Origin of the sequence: Micromonospora sp. DT43, assembly GCF_049841645.1 — a bacterium.
GTDB lineage: Bacteria > Actinomycetota > Actinomycetes > Mycobacteriales > Micromonosporaceae > Micromonospora.
This window is the reverse complement of the sequence record NZ_JBNCKR010000003.1, coordinates 17,756-31,602: the sequence shown is the minus strand read 5'-3', so window position 1 is coordinate 31,602 and position 13,847 is coordinate 17,756. Positions and strand designations below refer to the sequence as shown.

The 13,847-nt window shown below is 72.0% G+C and carries 14 protein-coding genes; 2 read left to right on the top strand and 12 right to left on the bottom strand.

Going from position 1 to position 13,847, the window contains the following annotated elements:
• Positions 1-81: 81 nt before the first annotated feature.
• The 4 genes from ACLQ26_RS07925 to ACLQ26_RS07910 all read right to left on the bottom strand — a co-directional run bounded on the left by ACLQ26_RS07925 (position 82) and on the right by ACLQ26_RS07910 (position 3,546).
• The gene (locus ACLQ26_RS07925; protein ID WP_425743819.1) at positions 82-1,086 is read right to left on the bottom strand and encodes an HAAS signaling domain-containing protein; all 1,005 of its coding nucleotides are present in this window, start codon (positions 1,084-1,086) and stop codon (positions 82-84) included.
• Positions 1,083-1,415, bottom strand: coding sequence for a PadR family transcriptional regulator (locus ACLQ26_RS07920; protein ID WP_007455685.1), 333 nt, complete (start codon positions 1,413-1,415; stop codon positions 1,083-1,085). The genes ACLQ26_RS07925 and ACLQ26_RS07920 overlap by 4 nt, the downstream gene beginning before the upstream one ends.
• 187 nt (positions 1,416-1,602) lie before the next feature.
• Positions 1,603-2,532, bottom strand: a complete 930-nt coding sequence (locus ACLQ26_RS07915) for an exopolyphosphatase (protein WP_425744387.1) — start codon at positions 2,530-2,532, stop codon at positions 1,603-1,605.
• Positions 2,533-2,553: 21 nt separating this feature from the next.
• Positions 2,554-3,546 (bottom strand): ArsR/SmtB family transcription factor, encoded by a 993-nt coding sequence (locus ACLQ26_RS07910; RefSeq protein ID WP_425743818.1) that lies wholly within the window; start codon positions 3,544-3,546, stop codon positions 2,554-2,556.
• A 97-nt stretch (positions 3,547-3,643) separates the two neighbouring features.
• Between ACLQ26_RS07910 and ACLQ26_RS07905 the strand changes: the two genes are divergently transcribed.
• Positions 3,644-4,519 (top strand): alpha/beta hydrolase family esterase, encoded by an 876-nt coding sequence (locus tag ACLQ26_RS07905; protein ID WP_425743817.1) that lies wholly within the window; start codon positions 3,644-3,646, stop codon positions 4,517-4,519.
• A 1-nt stretch (position 4,520) separates the two neighbouring features.
• Here ACLQ26_RS07905 and ACLQ26_RS07900 read toward each other — a convergent pair whose 3' ends face one another.
• From ACLQ26_RS07900 to eno, 4 genes are all read right to left on the bottom strand, one after another.
• The gene (locus tag ACLQ26_RS07900; RefSeq protein ID WP_425743816.1) at positions 4,521-5,042 is read right to left on the bottom strand and encodes an amino-acid N-acetyltransferase; all 522 of its coding nucleotides are present in this window, start codon (positions 5,040-5,042) and stop codon (positions 4,521-4,523) included.
• The gene (locus tag ACLQ26_RS07895) at positions 5,039-5,596 is read right to left on the bottom strand and encodes a DUF501 domain-containing protein (RefSeq protein ID WP_425743815.1); all 558 of its coding nucleotides are present in this window, start codon (positions 5,594-5,596) and stop codon (positions 5,039-5,041) included. Before ACLQ26_RS07895 ends, ACLQ26_RS07900 begins: the two co-directional genes overlap by 4 nt.
• Positions 5,597-5,630: 34 nt before the next feature.
• A complete protein-coding gene (locus ACLQ26_RS07890; RefSeq protein ID WP_393293556.1) occupies positions 5,631-6,269 on the bottom strand; it encodes an FtsB family cell division protein in 639 nt (212 codons plus the stop codon).
• Positions 6,270-6,353: 84 nt separating this feature from the next.
• Positions 6,354-7,637: a phosphopyruvate hydratase gene (gene eno / locus ACLQ26_RS07885; protein WP_007455677.1), complete on the bottom strand. Its 1,284-nt coding sequence runs from the start codon at positions 7,635-7,637 to the stop codon at positions 6,354-6,356.
• A 213-nt stretch (positions 7,638-7,850) separates the two neighbouring features.
• On the opposite strand from eno, the gene ACLQ26_RS07880 reads away from it, so the two are divergent.
• Complete coding sequence (locus tag ACLQ26_RS07880; protein WP_425743814.1) at positions 7,851-8,543, top strand: hypothetical protein; 693 nt, start codon at positions 7,851-7,853, stop codon at positions 8,541-8,543.
• Positions 8,544-8,609: 66 nt separating this feature from the next.
• On the opposite strand, the gene ACLQ26_RS07875 is transcribed toward ACLQ26_RS07880, so the two are convergent.
• The 4 genes from ACLQ26_RS07875 to ACLQ26_RS07860 all read right to left on the bottom strand — a co-directional run bounded on the left by ACLQ26_RS07875 (position 8,610) and on the right by ACLQ26_RS07860 (position 13,835).
• Positions 8,610-10,205 (bottom strand): ricin-type beta-trefoil lectin domain protein, encoded by a 1,596-nt coding sequence (locus ACLQ26_RS07875; protein ID WP_425743813.1) that lies wholly within the window; start codon positions 10,203-10,205, stop codon positions 8,610-8,612.
• A 122-nt stretch (positions 10,206-10,327) separates the two neighbouring features.
• Positions 10,328-11,947: a DUF885 domain-containing protein gene (locus ACLQ26_RS07870; RefSeq protein ID WP_425743812.1), complete on the bottom strand. Its 1,620-nt coding sequence runs from the start codon at positions 11,945-11,947 to the stop codon at positions 10,328-10,330.
• Between the two features lie 116 nt (positions 11,948-12,063).
• On the bottom strand, positions 12,064-13,044 hold the full coding sequence (locus tag ACLQ26_RS07865) for a nucleoside triphosphate pyrophosphohydrolase (RefSeq protein WP_425743811.1): 981 nt from the start codon (positions 13,042-13,044) through the stop codon (positions 12,064-12,066).
• Between the two features lie 2 nt (positions 13,045-13,046).
• Positions 13,047-13,835: a hypothetical protein gene (locus tag ACLQ26_RS07860; RefSeq protein WP_425743810.1), complete on the bottom strand. Its 789-nt coding sequence runs from the start codon at positions 13,833-13,835 to the stop codon at positions 13,047-13,049.
• Positions 13,836-13,847 lie beyond the last annotated feature (12 nt).

The window sequence follows — 13,847 nt, the reverse complement described above, 5'->3', positions numbered from 1 at the left end:
TGATTTCCGGTGTCGTCCCGCTCGCCTCGTCCGTTCAGCTATTTCCCAGCAACATGTGCATGATCTGGTTCACATCACCCGTCAGCTCGTCCTGGTCGGAGTCGGGCCGCCACTGGGAGTGCCACTCGGCGTCTCGCTCGGGCTCGCCGTGGGTTGACCGGTGACTGTCGGAGTTGGTGTGGTGGTTGGCTCCGGCGTGGTGGCGGGTGTCCGGGGCGGGACGGGCATGCCCGGGCCGCGGGGCCCGAAGGGGGCCTGCTCCGGACAGAGCGGATAGGCCCGCAGCGACGGCTTGTCCGGGCTGTTGAGCGCTTGTTCGCAAGTCGGGTAGCCCAGTCGGATCGGGTTGCCGTTCTCGTCGAAGAGGCGGGCGTTCTCCACCAGCCGACCCTCGCTGTCGTAGACGAAGACGTCCATGATCCGGTCGTACGGGTTGTCGACCGAGGTCGGTTGGTAGCCGTAGTCGCCGTAGCGCATCCGGTCCTCGGCCTGCACCAGGGCGGAGAGCGCGAAGACCACCAGCACCGCGCTGCCGACCTGCAACGCCGAGCGCGGCCAGCGACTCAACTGGGCCGAACGGCGACCCAGCCAGATCGAGGCGAGCACGAAACCAATCAGCATGATGAGGCCGGCCAGCAGCTCACCACCGAGCCGGGGCAGCACGCCGAAGTCGCCGCCGGTGGTGACCACCGTGACCAGCATCGCCGCGAGGTATCCGCGCAGCACCCACCAGGCGGGGCGCAGCAACCGGAGGAAGTCACTCGCCGTCTCGTACCCCAGGGGTGGGCCGAGCCGCACGTCGACGGCCCGCAGCCGGCTGCGGGCCCGGATCACCGCGGTGGCGACCCGCTGGTCGAGGTTGCGTCCACCGCCCACACCGACGCCCGCCGCGGCGCGCAGTTCGGCGGCGTACGTCTCGGGCTCGCCCAGCCGCTCGACGAGGGTGCCGTCGCCCTCGGCGGCAACCTCGGTGAGATGGTCGGCGAGATCCTCGGTCAGCTCGTTGCGCCGGTCGGGCGGCAGGTCGGCCAGAGCGGCCCGAACCCGCGCCACATAGTCGGTGATCTCCTGCTCCGTGACGGTCATGCCGCCAGCCCCCGATCGTCGAGCAGAGTGTCCATGGTGGTGGCGAACGAGCGCCAGAGCTTGCCGGAGCGGGTCAACTGGTCACGCCCGGCGGCGTTGAGTGAGTAGTACTTGCGGTGCGGGCCGGTCTCGCTCGGCACGACGTAGGTGGTGAGCAGGCCGGCGGCGAAGAGACGGCGCAGCGTGCCGTAGACCGAGGCGTCGCCGATCTCCTCCAGGCCGGCTTCGCGGAGCCGGCGCAGGATGTCGTACCCGTAACCGTCCTCCTCCCGAAGGACGGCGAGGACGGCCAGATCGAGCACGCCCTTCAACAACTGTGTGGTGTCCACGCATTGCACACTAGTGCGCAATGCGAAGTACCGTCAACGATTCGCCCCCGACGCGCCGAGCGGGGGCCGGGCGGGCCTGGGCGGGGCTGGGCGGCTTGATCCACACGAGTTCCTGGAAATCGGGGCATCCCAATGCCAGGGACACCCCGATTTCACCGAAACCGAGTCGATCACGGGCGCGGGTGGCCTACTGGAGGCTCCAGGCGATGCCGTCGAGGATGTCGTGCTCCGAGGCGACCACCGATGGCATTCCGGCCCGCTCCATGATCACGCGGAGCACCAGCGCGCCCGCCCCGATCACGTCGGCCCGGCCCGGGTGCATCACCGGAACCGCCAGCCGCTGCGCGCGGGTCTGACCCAGCAGGTCCGCCGTCACCCGCGCCACCGCCTCGTACGACACCCGGGCGTGGTGGATGCGCTCCGGGTCGTACTCCCGCAGGCCCTGGGCGATGGCGACCACCGTGGTGACCGAACCGGCGAGGCCGACCAGGGTGGCGGCCTCGCGGCCGGGCACCGCCGCTAGCGCGGTGTCCACGACGGCGGCGATGTCGGCCTCCGCGGCCGCGACCTGCTCGGCCGTCGGCGGGTCGCCCGGCAGGTGCCGCTCGGTCATCCGGACGCACCCGATGTCCACGGAGATCGCCGAGCGCACGCCTGCGGCCCGGTCACCGACCACGAACTCGGTGGAGCCACCCCCGATGTCGACGACCAGGAACGGCTCCGACGCGTCGGCGGGCAGCCCGCGCACCGCGCCGGTGAACGACAGCCGGGCCTCCTCGTCGCCACTGACCACCTCGGGCGCCACGCCCAGGGTGCGCTGCACCATCTCGGTGAAGTCGGCCGCGTTCGCGGCGTCCCGGGAGGCCGAGGTGGCGCACATCCGCACCCGCTGGGCACCCAGCTTCTCGATGTCGGCGGCGTACGACGCCAGCGCCACACGCGTCCGCTCGATCGCCTCCGGCGCCAGCCGGCCCGTCCGGTCGACGCCCTGCCCGAGCCGGACGATCTCCATCCGTCGGGTCACGTCGGTCAGCGGGGCCTGCGGCCCGGCCGACTCCTCAGGCAGGTCGGCGACCAGCAGTCGGATCGAGTTGGTCCCGCAGTCGATGGCCGCCACACGCGTCGTCACCCCGCAACCCTACGACAGCCCTCCGGGTGGCCCGACGCCCAACAGACCCGCGCCGAGCGGCGTCACGTGGTGTCGGACGGTCCCGCCCTCCCGCTCGCTGACGACCAGGCCGGCCGCCCGCAACGCGGTGGCGTGCTCCGAGGCCGACGACAGACTGACCCCGACCGACCGGGACAGCGCCGTGGTGGTCAGCCCGCCCTCGCCGGCGAGACGACGCAGCACCGCGGCGCGGGTGGCGCCGAGCAGTCGGCCGAGGGGATCGCCCTCCGGGGCGTCGGCGCGGATCGGCATCGGCGCCGGATAGACGAGCAGGATCGGCCGTCCCGGCTGGACCAGCACCCGGGGGCGGAGCCCGGCGAACGGAGAGGGCAGCAGGATCACCCCTTGACCGGTTCCGGCCACGTCCCCGCTCCACCAGGTCCGCACCTCCAGCACCGGCTCACGCCACCGGATCGCCGGATGCAACCCCGCGAAGAGCCCGGCGAGGCCGTGCTGCGCGAGTCGTTGACCGGCGAGGGTCACCTGCTGGCGGTGTGTCGACACCAGGTCGGGCCAGAGCGGCGCGAGCACCGTGTCGAACCAGCTGGCCACGGCACCGCCGAACAGGTCCAGCACCTCCGGGTCGGCCGCCGCGAACCGTCGTCGCAGCGGGGTGGCGCTCACGCCGGCGTACGACGCCGTGGCCTCGGCGCGCACCCGGCAAGCCGGGGTGGCACGGATGGCCTCCAGACCCGCCGCCAGCGACTCCAGACCGTCGAGGGGCGTGACGAAATCCGGCAGGCGCCCCCGCTCCGGCAGCAGGTGTCGCAGGATCGCGGTGGCCGCCTGGGCCGCGCCCGTCGCCTCGACCGCCGGCGCCTGCTCGGCCAGCGCGGGGGCCAGCACGGCGACCGCCGGATCGCGCAGCCACTGACCGGCCAGCAGCGCGGTGCCGACCGGGTGCAGTCGATCGCCGAACCGCACCCGGCAGAGGTCCGCCGGGCCGAGCTGGAGGCGAAGCATGAGAAACAGCCTGCCCTCCTTCGGTCAGGACCGAAAGGGTTGATCCGCGCACCGACCGCCTCCAGTGTGGACGCGGGGTCGACGGGGGGTGGCCGACGTGCGGCGAACGGTGGCGGTGTTGACGGGGCTCTGCCTCATTGTCGTGGCCGCGGGTTGTGAGCGGGGGCAGCCCTCGTCGACCCCGTCCGCGTCGAGCGAACGCCCGGCTCCGGGCGACCACCAGCTCACCCTGAAGCACAACGCGCTCGACCGCGGCTATCTGCTGCACGCCCCACCCGGGTACGACCCGAGCCGTGCGCCCGCCCTGGTCATCGCGCTGCACTTCTATCCCGGATCCGGCTACCTCGTCCGGGATCTGGCGGGCCTGGAGGCTCGGGGCGACAGGGACAACGTCCTGGTCGCGTACCCGGACGGGCTGGACGGTGGGTACAACGCGCTGACCTGCTGCGGCAACGCCGACGACGTCGGCTTCCTCAACGCCCTCACCGACCACCTGGTCCAGACCTGGCGGGCGGACCCCAACCGGGTCTTCCTCACAGGCATCTCCAACGGCGGCGACATGAGCTTCCGGGCGGCGGTGGAGGCCACCGGCAGGTACGCCGCAATCGGGGTGGTCAGCGGCGGCTACAGCGGTGCGCTGACCACTGATGAGAGCTACGTGCCGAAGTCACCCGTCTCCGTGATCACCTTCATCGGCGGTCAGGACGAGTACGCCCCGAAGTTCCAGGCGGGCATCAAGACCTGGCAGCAACGGCTCCGGTGCACGCCGGCGTCGAAGGCGTCCGGGGTGCCGGGGGTGACGCGGACCGAGGCCCGGTGCGCGGACGGCAGCGAGGTGAGCGTCTACACCATCGCCGACATGGGCCACAGCTGGCCGGGGGCGACCTCCGGTCAACTCGCCGCGCCCGCCGCGGGTGTTACCGCCACCGACCTGATCTGGGACTTCTTCGCCAGCCACCCCCGCCGCGCCTGAGCTACAGGCGCAGCAGCATCCGGGTGTTGCCAAGCGTGTTCGGTTTGACCCGCTCCAGGTCCAGGAACTCCGCGACACCCTCGTCGTACGAGCGCAGCAACTGCTCGTAGACCGGCTGCGGCACCGGAGCGCCGTCGATCTCCCGGAAGCCGAACGAGCCGAAGAACCGGGTCTCGAAGGTGAGCACGAAGATCCGCGCCACGCCCAGCTCCCGGGCCGCGTCGATCAGCTCACTCACCAGCCGGTGCCCGATCCGCTGACCACGACAGGACGGGTCGACGGCGACCGTGCGGATCTCGGCCAGGTCCTCCCACATCACGTGCAACGCCCCGCAGCCCACCACGACGCCGTCGTCGGGCCGGACCGCCACCCGGAACTCCTGCACGTCCTCGTAGAGGGTGACGGTGGCCTTGCTCAGCAGCCGCCGGTCGTCGGTGTACGTGTCGACCAACCGGCGGATGCCCCGCACGTCCCCGGTGCGGGCCCGCCGCACCAGGATCCGACCCTCGGCCTGCGTCGTCATTCCGTGGGGGGCACGTCGACGCACCTGCCGCTCGCCCACCAGGGCTCGACAAGCGCCAACGTCTCGTCACCGAACGGGTTCACGCCGGGGCCGGCGCCCAGGGCGTGGCCGAGGTGCACGTGCAGGCACTTCACCCGGCCCGGCATCCCACCGGCGGAGATGCCCGCGATCTCCGGCACCTCGCCGATCGCCTCGCGGCGGGCCAGGTAGTCCTCGTGCGCGGCCCGGTAGTGGGCGGCCAGCTCCGGATCCGTCGCCAGCCGGTCGGCCATCTCCCGCATCAGCCCGGCCGACTCCAGCCGGCTGCACGCCGCGGTGGCCCGGGGGCAGGTCAGGTAGTACAGCGTCGGGAACGGGGTGCCGTCGGCGAGGCGGGGCGTCGTCTCCACCACGTCGGGCAGGCCGCACGGGCAGCGGTGGGCCACCGCCCGGGTGCCCCTGGGCGTCCGGCCGAGCTGCGCCGCCACCGCGGCCAGGTCGGCCTCCGTGGCCGGCTCCCGCTGCGGCAGGGGTACGGAATCCGCCGCCGACTCCGGCGGTGGTGCGACAGTCACGGTGCTCGTCTCTCCTGGTGTGCTGATCGGTGGGTCACTTACCCGGCTGCTGGGTGTCCGCCGCCCGCACACTCGACCAGAGCGTGTCGTACCAGGTCGTCGGTCCCGCCGGTGCGCCCGAGCCGGGCGACTTGCCGGCGTCGCGGGCGGCGCCCACCGGGTCGTTCAGCACCACCATCATCTTCTCGCCCGGCCGGCCCATGAAGAACCGCTCCCGAGCCTGCGTCATCTTGTACTCGGGGTCCTGCCACTTGGCCGCTTCCGCGGTCAGCTTGGCGATCTCCTCCTCCTGCGCCGCCTGGGCGGCCTCCATCCGCTCGATGTCGGCCTGCTGATCCAGGTAGACCCGCACCGGATAGGTGTACGCGAGGGCGAGGGCGATCAACACCGCGAACAGCACGGTGGCCCGGCCGGTGAAGCGACGGGGATGGGGTGCGGCGAGCCGCTTGACGGAACCGCCGGCGGCAGTACGCCGGGCAGCGGCCGGACGGTTCGCGGAGCGTACGCCCTCGGCGCCCCGGACCGCGCCGGGCGCCCGACCGGCGGCGCCGCGCGGTTCGGCGCGTACGCCGGCGTCCCGGAGCGACCCACGGGTGGCCCGGCCAGCACCCGGTCGACCGGTCTGACCCGGCCGACGCGCGGGACGTTGACCACCCGGTGTGCGGCGCTGCATCGTCCCACCCCTCCCCCGAGGCTACGTGTGTTGCCGAGTTCGCCGGGAAGCCCCAGGACCGCTGCGGGGCTTCCCGACAACCTCTCAGGCCGAACGGTAACGCGGGAACGCACCCGCGCCCGCGTAGCGCGCCGCGTCGGCCAGCTCCTCCTCGATCCGGAGCAGCTGGTTGTACTTGGCGACCCGGTCCGAGCGGGCCGGCGCGCCGGTCTTGATCTGGCCGCAGCCGGTGGCCACCGCCAGGTCGGCGATCGTGGTGTCCTCGGTCTCGCCGGAGCGGTGGCTCATCATGCACTTGAAGCCGGCCCGGTGGGCCAGGTCCACCGCGTCCAGGGTCTCGGTGAGCGAACCGATCTGGTTGACCTTGACCAGGACGGCGTTGGCCGCCTTCTCCGCGATGCCGCGGGCGATGCGCTGCGGGTTCGTCACGAACAGGTCGTCGCCGACGATCTGCACCCGGTCGCCGATCGACGCGGTGAGCGTCTGCCAGCCGGTCCAGTCGTCCTCCGCCAGCGGGTCCTCGATCGACACGATCGGGTAGTCACCGGCCAGCTTGGTGTAGTAGTTGCTCATCTCCTCGGCGGACTTCGCGGCGCCCTCGAACGTGTAGGTGCCGTTGTCGAAGAACTCCGTGGCCGCCACGTCGAGGGCGAACACGATGTCGGTGCCGAGCCGGTAACCGGCCTTCTCGACCGCCTCGGAGATCAGGTCCAGGGCAGCCGCGTTCGTCGGCAGGTTCGGCGCGAAGCCACCCTCGTCGCCGAGCCCGGTCGACAGGCCCTTCTTCTTCAGCACCGACTTCAGCGCGTGGTAGACCTCGGCGCCGGAGCGCAGCGCCTCGCGGAAGGTGGGCGCACCGATCGGCGCGACCATGAACTCCTGGATGTCGACGTTGGAGTCGGCGTGCGCCCCACCGTTGAGGATGTTCATCATCGGCACCGGCAGCAGGTGCGCGTTCGGGCCGCCCAGGTAGCGGAAGAGGCTCAGCTCGGCACTGCCGGCTGCCGCCTTCGCCACCGCCAGGGAGACCCCGAGGATGGCGTTCGCGCCCAGCTCCGACTTGCTGTCGGTGCCGTCGATGTCGAGCATCTTCTGGTCGATGAGCCGCTGCTCGCTGGCCTCGTACCCGATGATCTGGTCGACGATCTTGTCTTCGACGTTGGAGACCGCCTTCTCCACGCCCTTGCCCTGGTAGCGGTCGGCGTCACCGTCGCGCAGCTCGATCGCTTCGAACGCGCCGGTGGAGGCGCCGGAGGGCACTGCGGCGCGGGCCACCGTGCCGTCGTCCAGGCCGACCTCGACCTCGACCGTCGGGTTGCCCCGCGAGTCGAGAATCTCCCGGGCGACGATTCCCTCGATGGTTGCCACTGAGTCGCTCCTCGTTGTTGTGATCCGGTCCGTGGGTGGGCCGCGACGGTGCGGCTGAGGCAGGTGTTGAACGCAGCGTATCGGGCGGCGGGATCGGGCACGGCGTCGCCCGCGCACCCGAGTCGCCCCGCGCTGACGGACATTCCCGGATTTCCGGGCGTCAACCGGCAACGGGTTTGCGCTGCGCCGACTTGATCCACCAGGCTGGTCGTCATGCCCGCCGCCTCGACCACCCTCCGCATGCTCGCCGTGTCGGTCATCGCGTCGCTCACGGTCACCGGCTGTCAGACATTCGAGGACGCCGGCCGCGCCATGGGTCGCTCGGATCTCGTCAACGACCTCGCCGCCCGCCTCGATCGGGCGCTGGAGTTGACCTACTCGGCCGACTACCAGCTGCCTGGCGGCCAGACCGCCGCGATCGTGCAGGCGCAGGATCCGGCCCGCTCCGCCTACACCTACCCGGGTGGGCGGCTCACCGTCACGCCGGACGCCGTCACCCGCTGCACGGCGACCGGCGCCCGGATGGCGTGCACGCTCGTCGCGCCGCCCAGCCCGGGCAGCAAGCCCACAGTGGCGCTCTTCACCGAGGCGAACAGGCAGGGTCTCGTCACCCCACCGGTGGTGGTCGGGTTGCTGACCGCCGCCGCACTCGACCCACAGGCGGTGATCAAGCAGAGCGACACCACAGTCGCGGGGCATCACGCGGCCTGCGTCGAGGTGCAGCGCTCGGACGGCGACTTCAGCGCCTGCGTGACCACCGAGGGCGTGCTCGGCAGCTTCCTCGGCTCGGTCGACGGCAAACCGATGGAGCTGGCGTTGAGCGCCTACTCCGAGACGGTGGAGAAGACCGCGTTCGACCCGCCCGCCGGCGCCGGAGTGGTGGACCGCCGGCCGGGCGGCCAGTAGCCGACGGTCGAACCGACGGAATCTGGTCGCCGCCCGGCCGTGAGCCGGCCGGGCGGCACCTCACCGTCAGGGCAGCGTCCACCGCTGGTCGGCGCCACCGTTGCAGGTCCAGATGATCACCTTGGTCCCGTCGCCCGAGTTGTTGTTCGGCACGGCGAGACATTTCTCCGCGTTGGGATTGCGCAGCGCACCGTTGGCGGCGGTGACCCAGGTCTGCGCCGTCTTGCCTGTGCAGGGCGCGATCTGTACGGCGGTGCCGTCCGCGGTGCCGCTGCCCCGCGCCTCCAGGCACTTGCCCAGGGCGGTCAGCGCGACGCCGCTCTGGGTCCAGACCTGACCCCGGCTCGTGCCGCAGGTCATGAGCTGCATCTGGGTGTTGTCGACCGGTGCGGCGTCGGGGATGTCCAGGCACTTGCCCGCCAGCCCGCTGACCTGACCGGTGCCGCCGCCACCAACGCCCCGCTGGATCCAGAACTGGTCCGCAGGGGTACCGCAGTTGTAGAGCACCACGTCGTTCGGGGCCCAGGACGGGGCGACCAGGCACTGCCCGTTGCGCCGGTTCTGGAGCTGGCTCTGCAACGCGCCGGTGGTGATCCGCCATTGCTGATCCGCGAAGGCGCCGCAGGGGTAGGAGATGATGTTGCCGCCGCCCCAGGTGGGCGCCACCAGGCACTCGCCGTTGTTGGAGTTCTTGAGCTGGAAGTAGCCGCTGTCGGCCGGGATCATCGTCCACAACTGGTCGGCGTACGGGGTGTCGCAGGTCCAGTACGACGCGGCATGATCCGTGCGGGCGGACGGGACCACGAGACACTTCCCGTTGTTCGCACTGGCGATCTGCAACGCCCGACCGGCCTGCCAGTCCGGCGCGGCTGCGATTGAGGCGCCAAACCAGCCCGCCAGGTCGTCGGTGCGGGTCTCGGTCGCTCCCTGCCGGGTCTCGGTCTCCCCCAGGCAGCCGCTCTGCCAGGACGTGCTGTGCAACCCGACCAGTTCGAGCCCGCCGGCCGTCCGCCGCAGCGCCGGGCCGCCCGAGTCGCCTCGGCAGGTGCTCACCTGCTGCGGGTTCTGCCCGACGATCTGGGCGGTCGCCGCCGCTGCCGCCTCCACCGTGAACGGCGCCACGTGCAGCTTGTCCGGCACCCACTCGGTGGCGGTGCGACCGAAGCCGGCCACCTGGAGTGTTTCGCCGACGCTCGGCGCGGTCGTGCCGAGCGTCACCGGGACGACGTCGGTGACCGCCGCGGCGAGCCGTGCCAACACCAGGTCGCGCTCGGCGTGCGGCACCAGCTCGGTCACCGCCCGGGTCTGCCCGGCGGTCGTGGTCAAGTCGATCCGGCCGACCGTCACCGACGTGGCCCGCGACGGCGGGCCGGCGGGCACCGGCTGCCCGTCCTCGGTGAAGCACGAGCTGGCCGTGGCCACCCAGTGCGGGTCGACCAGCACGCCGGAACAGGCCCGCACCCCGACGTCCACCTTGGCGACGAAGCCGTACGACGCGTCCGCCGGCGTGCCCCCGCTGACCGCCGACGCCGGCATCGGCAGCAGGACACCCGCGCCGAGCAGGCCGGCCATCGCGACCAGCCGGGAGGCCCGACCTCGGCCCGGCACCTGACCGGCACGCGCGCCGAACCCGGGCGGACGCCTCCTGATGGTATGCCTCACCACAACCCCCGTTCCCGCGGCTGGACGCCGCGCCTGCCGGCCGTCAGCGGCCAAGGCCGACCCTAGGGGACAACGATGGTGAATGTGATCCCGCGAGGTGGACCTGCGGCCGGAGGGCAGGGTCAGACGTCCAGCAGGGTGCGCAGGTGGCGCGGAGGCGGGCAGTCGTGGGCCAGCATCGCGTCGTGCCAGTCGCGCACCGACACCCCCTGCGGGCGGGCGGCGGCGATCTCGGCCACCTCGCTGTACCCGACGAAGTACGTGGAGAGCTGCGTCGAGGTGAGCAGGGACCGACGCCACTTGCCGGCCGCCTCGCCCTCCTCCTGGAAGCCGCGCCCGGTCATCAGCGCCATGGCCTCGGCCTCGGGCAGTTCCTCGGCGTGCACCAACTGGTCGAGCAGCGCATTGATGGTCATCCGCAGCTGCATCTTGAGCTGCTGCAACCGCACCGGCAGGCCACCGAAACCGAGCCCGGCCATCAGCTCCTCGGCGTACACCGCCCAGCCCTCGACGAACGGGCCGGACCGGGCCAGCGCCCGCACCCGCGTGCCACCGACGTACCGCCGGGCGTGGGCGAGCTGGAGGAAGTGGCCGGGCATCGCCTCGTGCACGGTCAGGTTGCGGACCATGTGATCGTTGTACTCGCGGTAGAAGGAGTCCACGCGCTGCGCCGACCAGTCCGCCGGGGTGGGCGCGATGCAGTAGAAGGTCGGCACCTGCGCCGTCTCCAGCGGGCCTGGCGAGTCGCAGTACGCCACCGCGACACCCCGCGCGAACTCCGGCATCTCCTGGATCACGCACCTGTCGTCGACGAGGGTGACCAGGTCGTGGAGGCGGACGAAGTCGGTCGCCTCGTCCAGGGTCACCCCGGCCAGCTCGACGATCGTCGAGTCGTCCGGGTGCTCGGCGGCGAGCACGTCCAGCGCCCGACGTACCGCAGCGTCGTCTGCCGGTCCACCGACCAGCTCGACGGCCGCCGCGCGGATCTCCGCGGTGATCCGGTCCAGGTTGGCCCAGGCGCGGCGCTGGATCTCGGCGGCCCCCAGCTCGGTGTCGAGGGTGTGCCAGAGCCGCGCCTCCCAGCGGCGGCGGCCCAGTCGTGGGTCACGGCCGGGGCCCGCGTCGGCGGCCAGGCCGGTACGCAGCCAGGCGACGAACTCGTCAAGCGCGGCGAGCGCGGCGGTGGCCGCCGGCTCGACCTCGTCGAGCCGGCCCGGCGCCTGGGCGATCAGCCCCGGCAGCTCGTCGCGGATCAGCGCGGCAGTGCCGGTGAACTGCCCGACCGCCGTCTCGGCGTGGATCCGCGGCATGTCCCGCAGCGTCGCGCGGGCGGTGGCGAGGGCATCCGGTACGTCGGCGAGCCGGCCGGCCAGTTGCGTCAACCGCACCTCGGCCGGGGCGTACGGGCGGGCCAGTAGCGGGTGCAGGAGCGGGCCGGGGTTGTGGTGCAACGGGTCCCACTCGTGTGACCGGATCTCGGTGAGCTCGAACAGCTCCCGGTCCACGAAGGAGGTGAGCAGCGCGTGGTCGACCTGCTCGTCGACGTCCAGCGCGTCGGGGTCCAGCTCGGACAGCGCGTTCGCCGCGTCGGCGAGCATCACCCGGTCGGCGGCCAGCGCGTCGACGGAGAGATCCGGAAGCCGGTCATCGAACCGATGATCCCCGGCAGCGGTGGCAACCCCCGGCCGAGACTCCAGCAGTGCCTCGACAACCCGCTCCGCAAGTACCCCGAACTCCTCCACCAACCCACCCTACCGAGCCCTCCCGCGCCCCCACCCCCAACCCCACTTCGGTCGATCATGAAGTTGTTGCCGCCCGCTTCGGCGTGTCGTGGCAGTAACTTCATGATCAACGCGGGTCAGTCGCGGGGTTGGGTTTCCGTTTCGCGGATTTTTTGGGCTTGGGTCAGGGTTGTTTTGCGGAGGGCCGCTTCCGGGTTCAGGTTGGCTTCGCGGGCCTTGGCGACCATCGTCAGGAGGGTGGCGCCCAGTTTCGCCTCGTCGTCGGGCTCAGCGTCCGGGTTCGGCAGTGGGGTGGTCAGGCCGTTGCGGGCGGCCCGGTCCAGGATCTGCGTGGCCAGGGCCAGCGCGGGCTGGCTGAACGCCACACCGTCCAGGACGGAATCACGGGCCTTCTCCACGCGCTTGATCCGCTCCCAGTTCGCGGTGATCTCCTCCAGGGTGCCCGCCTCGGCACCGGCGAAGACGTGCGGATTGCGCCGGATCATCTTGTCGACCAGGCCACCCGCCACGTCGTCGATGGTCCACCGCTCGCCCTCGGGCAGGTCCTCCGCGAGCCGCGCGTGCAGCACCACCTGCAACAGGACGTCGCCCAACTCCTCACGCAGCGAGTCGGTGTCGTCGGAGACCATCGCGTCGTACGCCTCGTAGCTCTCCTCCAGCAGATAACCCGCGAGGCTGCGGTGCGTCTGCGCCCGCTTCCACGGGTCGCCCCCCGGAGAGGCCAGCCGGTCCAGCACGGCCACCGCGTCGAGCAGCCGGGCCCCCGGCGGGTCCCACGAGCCGTACATCAGCTCCAACTCGGCCAGCCCCGGCTCCCGGGCCAGCCGCAGGCCCAGCTCCCGGGCCAGCGACTCGTCGCCGGCCGGGCCGGCCAACCACACCGCCGCGCCGTGCGCCGCCACCGTGTCCAGCAGGGGCTGCGTCGCCGGGCCGTCCACGACTGTCACCTCGGCGCCGGCCTGACGCACGGCCGTGGTCAACTCGCTCTCCGCGCCGGCCAGGACCGGATGCTGGCGTACGACGTCCCAGGCGGCCGAGGTCAGCAGGCCGGCCGGCAACCGGGGTGAGGTGACCAGCAGGACGATCCGTGCCGTCATGCTCAGCTGGCCGTGCCCTCGGCGTCCGGGCTCGCGCTCGGCGACGCCGCGTCCGGGCTGGAGATGTCGGTGACCGGCCCCTCCTCGTTGATGTACGGCAGCGAGTAGAAGATGACCGACTGGCCGGTGCTCACCAACGAGGGCACCCCCACCTCGCGGTAGCGCGGGTTGATCGAGACGTCGACCCGGTTCGCCTCCTCCTCGAGGGCGGCGCTGAGGGCGGTGGCGCTGCCGACGAAGGCTCCCTCGCCGAACTTCTGGCGGACGTCGGCCACAGGCAGCCCGCCCTCGATCGCCTCGGCCTTGACCAGGGCCTGGTAGACGGCCATCACCGACTCGTCGCTCACCTCGGCGGGCGGAAGCTGCTGGTTGAACACCTGTAGCAGGTCGACCCACTCCGCCCAGAGCTTGGCGTACTCGGTGGTGGCCGGCACCCGCAGGCTCTGCTCCAGCTGCTGCGGGGTGACCTCGTCGGGCACCTGGAGGTTCTTGGCAGCCGCCAACCGCTTACCCAGCTCCAGGCTGACCAGGAGGTTCACCACATCCTGCCGGGTGACGGGGGCCCGCAACTGCTCGGGCGACGGGGTCGCGCTGGCCTGGCCGGCCTCCTGGCGGACCGCGTCACCGTACTTCGCCTGCACCTCGTCGTAGATCCCGTTGACCCGGTCGAGCGAATAGCTCCTGTCACCGACGTACGCGGCGACGTCCGGCGCGGACTTCCCGCAGGCGGCGAGGGAGAGGACACCCAGAGCCGCGACGCTGGCGGCGGCGATCACACGGCGAGCACGCATGCCCGTCACTCT

Excerpts from the sequence above, each read along its gene's own strand:
- ACLQ26_RS07900 (WP_425743816.1), bottom strand. The coding sequence starts at position 5,042 with ATGACGACGCAGGCCGAGGGTCGGATCCTGGTGCGGCGGGCCCGCACC.
- ACLQ26_RS07910 (WP_425743818.1), bottom strand. The coding sequence starts at position 3,546 with ATGCTTCGCCTCCAGCTCGGCCCGGCGGACCTCTGCCGGGTGCGGTTC.
- ACLQ26_RS07860 (WP_425743810.1), bottom strand. The coding sequence starts at position 13,835 with ATGCGTGCTCGCCGTGTGATCGCCGCCGCCAGCGTCGCGGCTCTGGGT.
- ACLQ26_RS07925 (WP_425743819.1), bottom strand. The coding sequence starts at position 1,086 with ATGACCGTCACGGAGCAGGAGATCACCGACTATGTGGCGCGGGTTCGG.
- ACLQ26_RS07865 (WP_425743811.1), bottom strand. The coding sequence starts at position 13,044 with ATGACGGCACGGATCGTCCTGCTGGTCACCTCACCCCGGTTGCCGGCC.
- ACLQ26_RS07890 (WP_393293556.1), bottom strand. The coding sequence starts at position 6,269 with ATGCAGCGCCGCACACCGGGTGGTCAACGTCCCGCGCGTCGGCCGGGT.
- ACLQ26_RS07880 (WP_425743814.1), top strand. The coding sequence starts at position 7,851 with ATGCCCGCCGCCTCGACCACCCTCCGCATGCTCGCCGTGTCGGTCATC.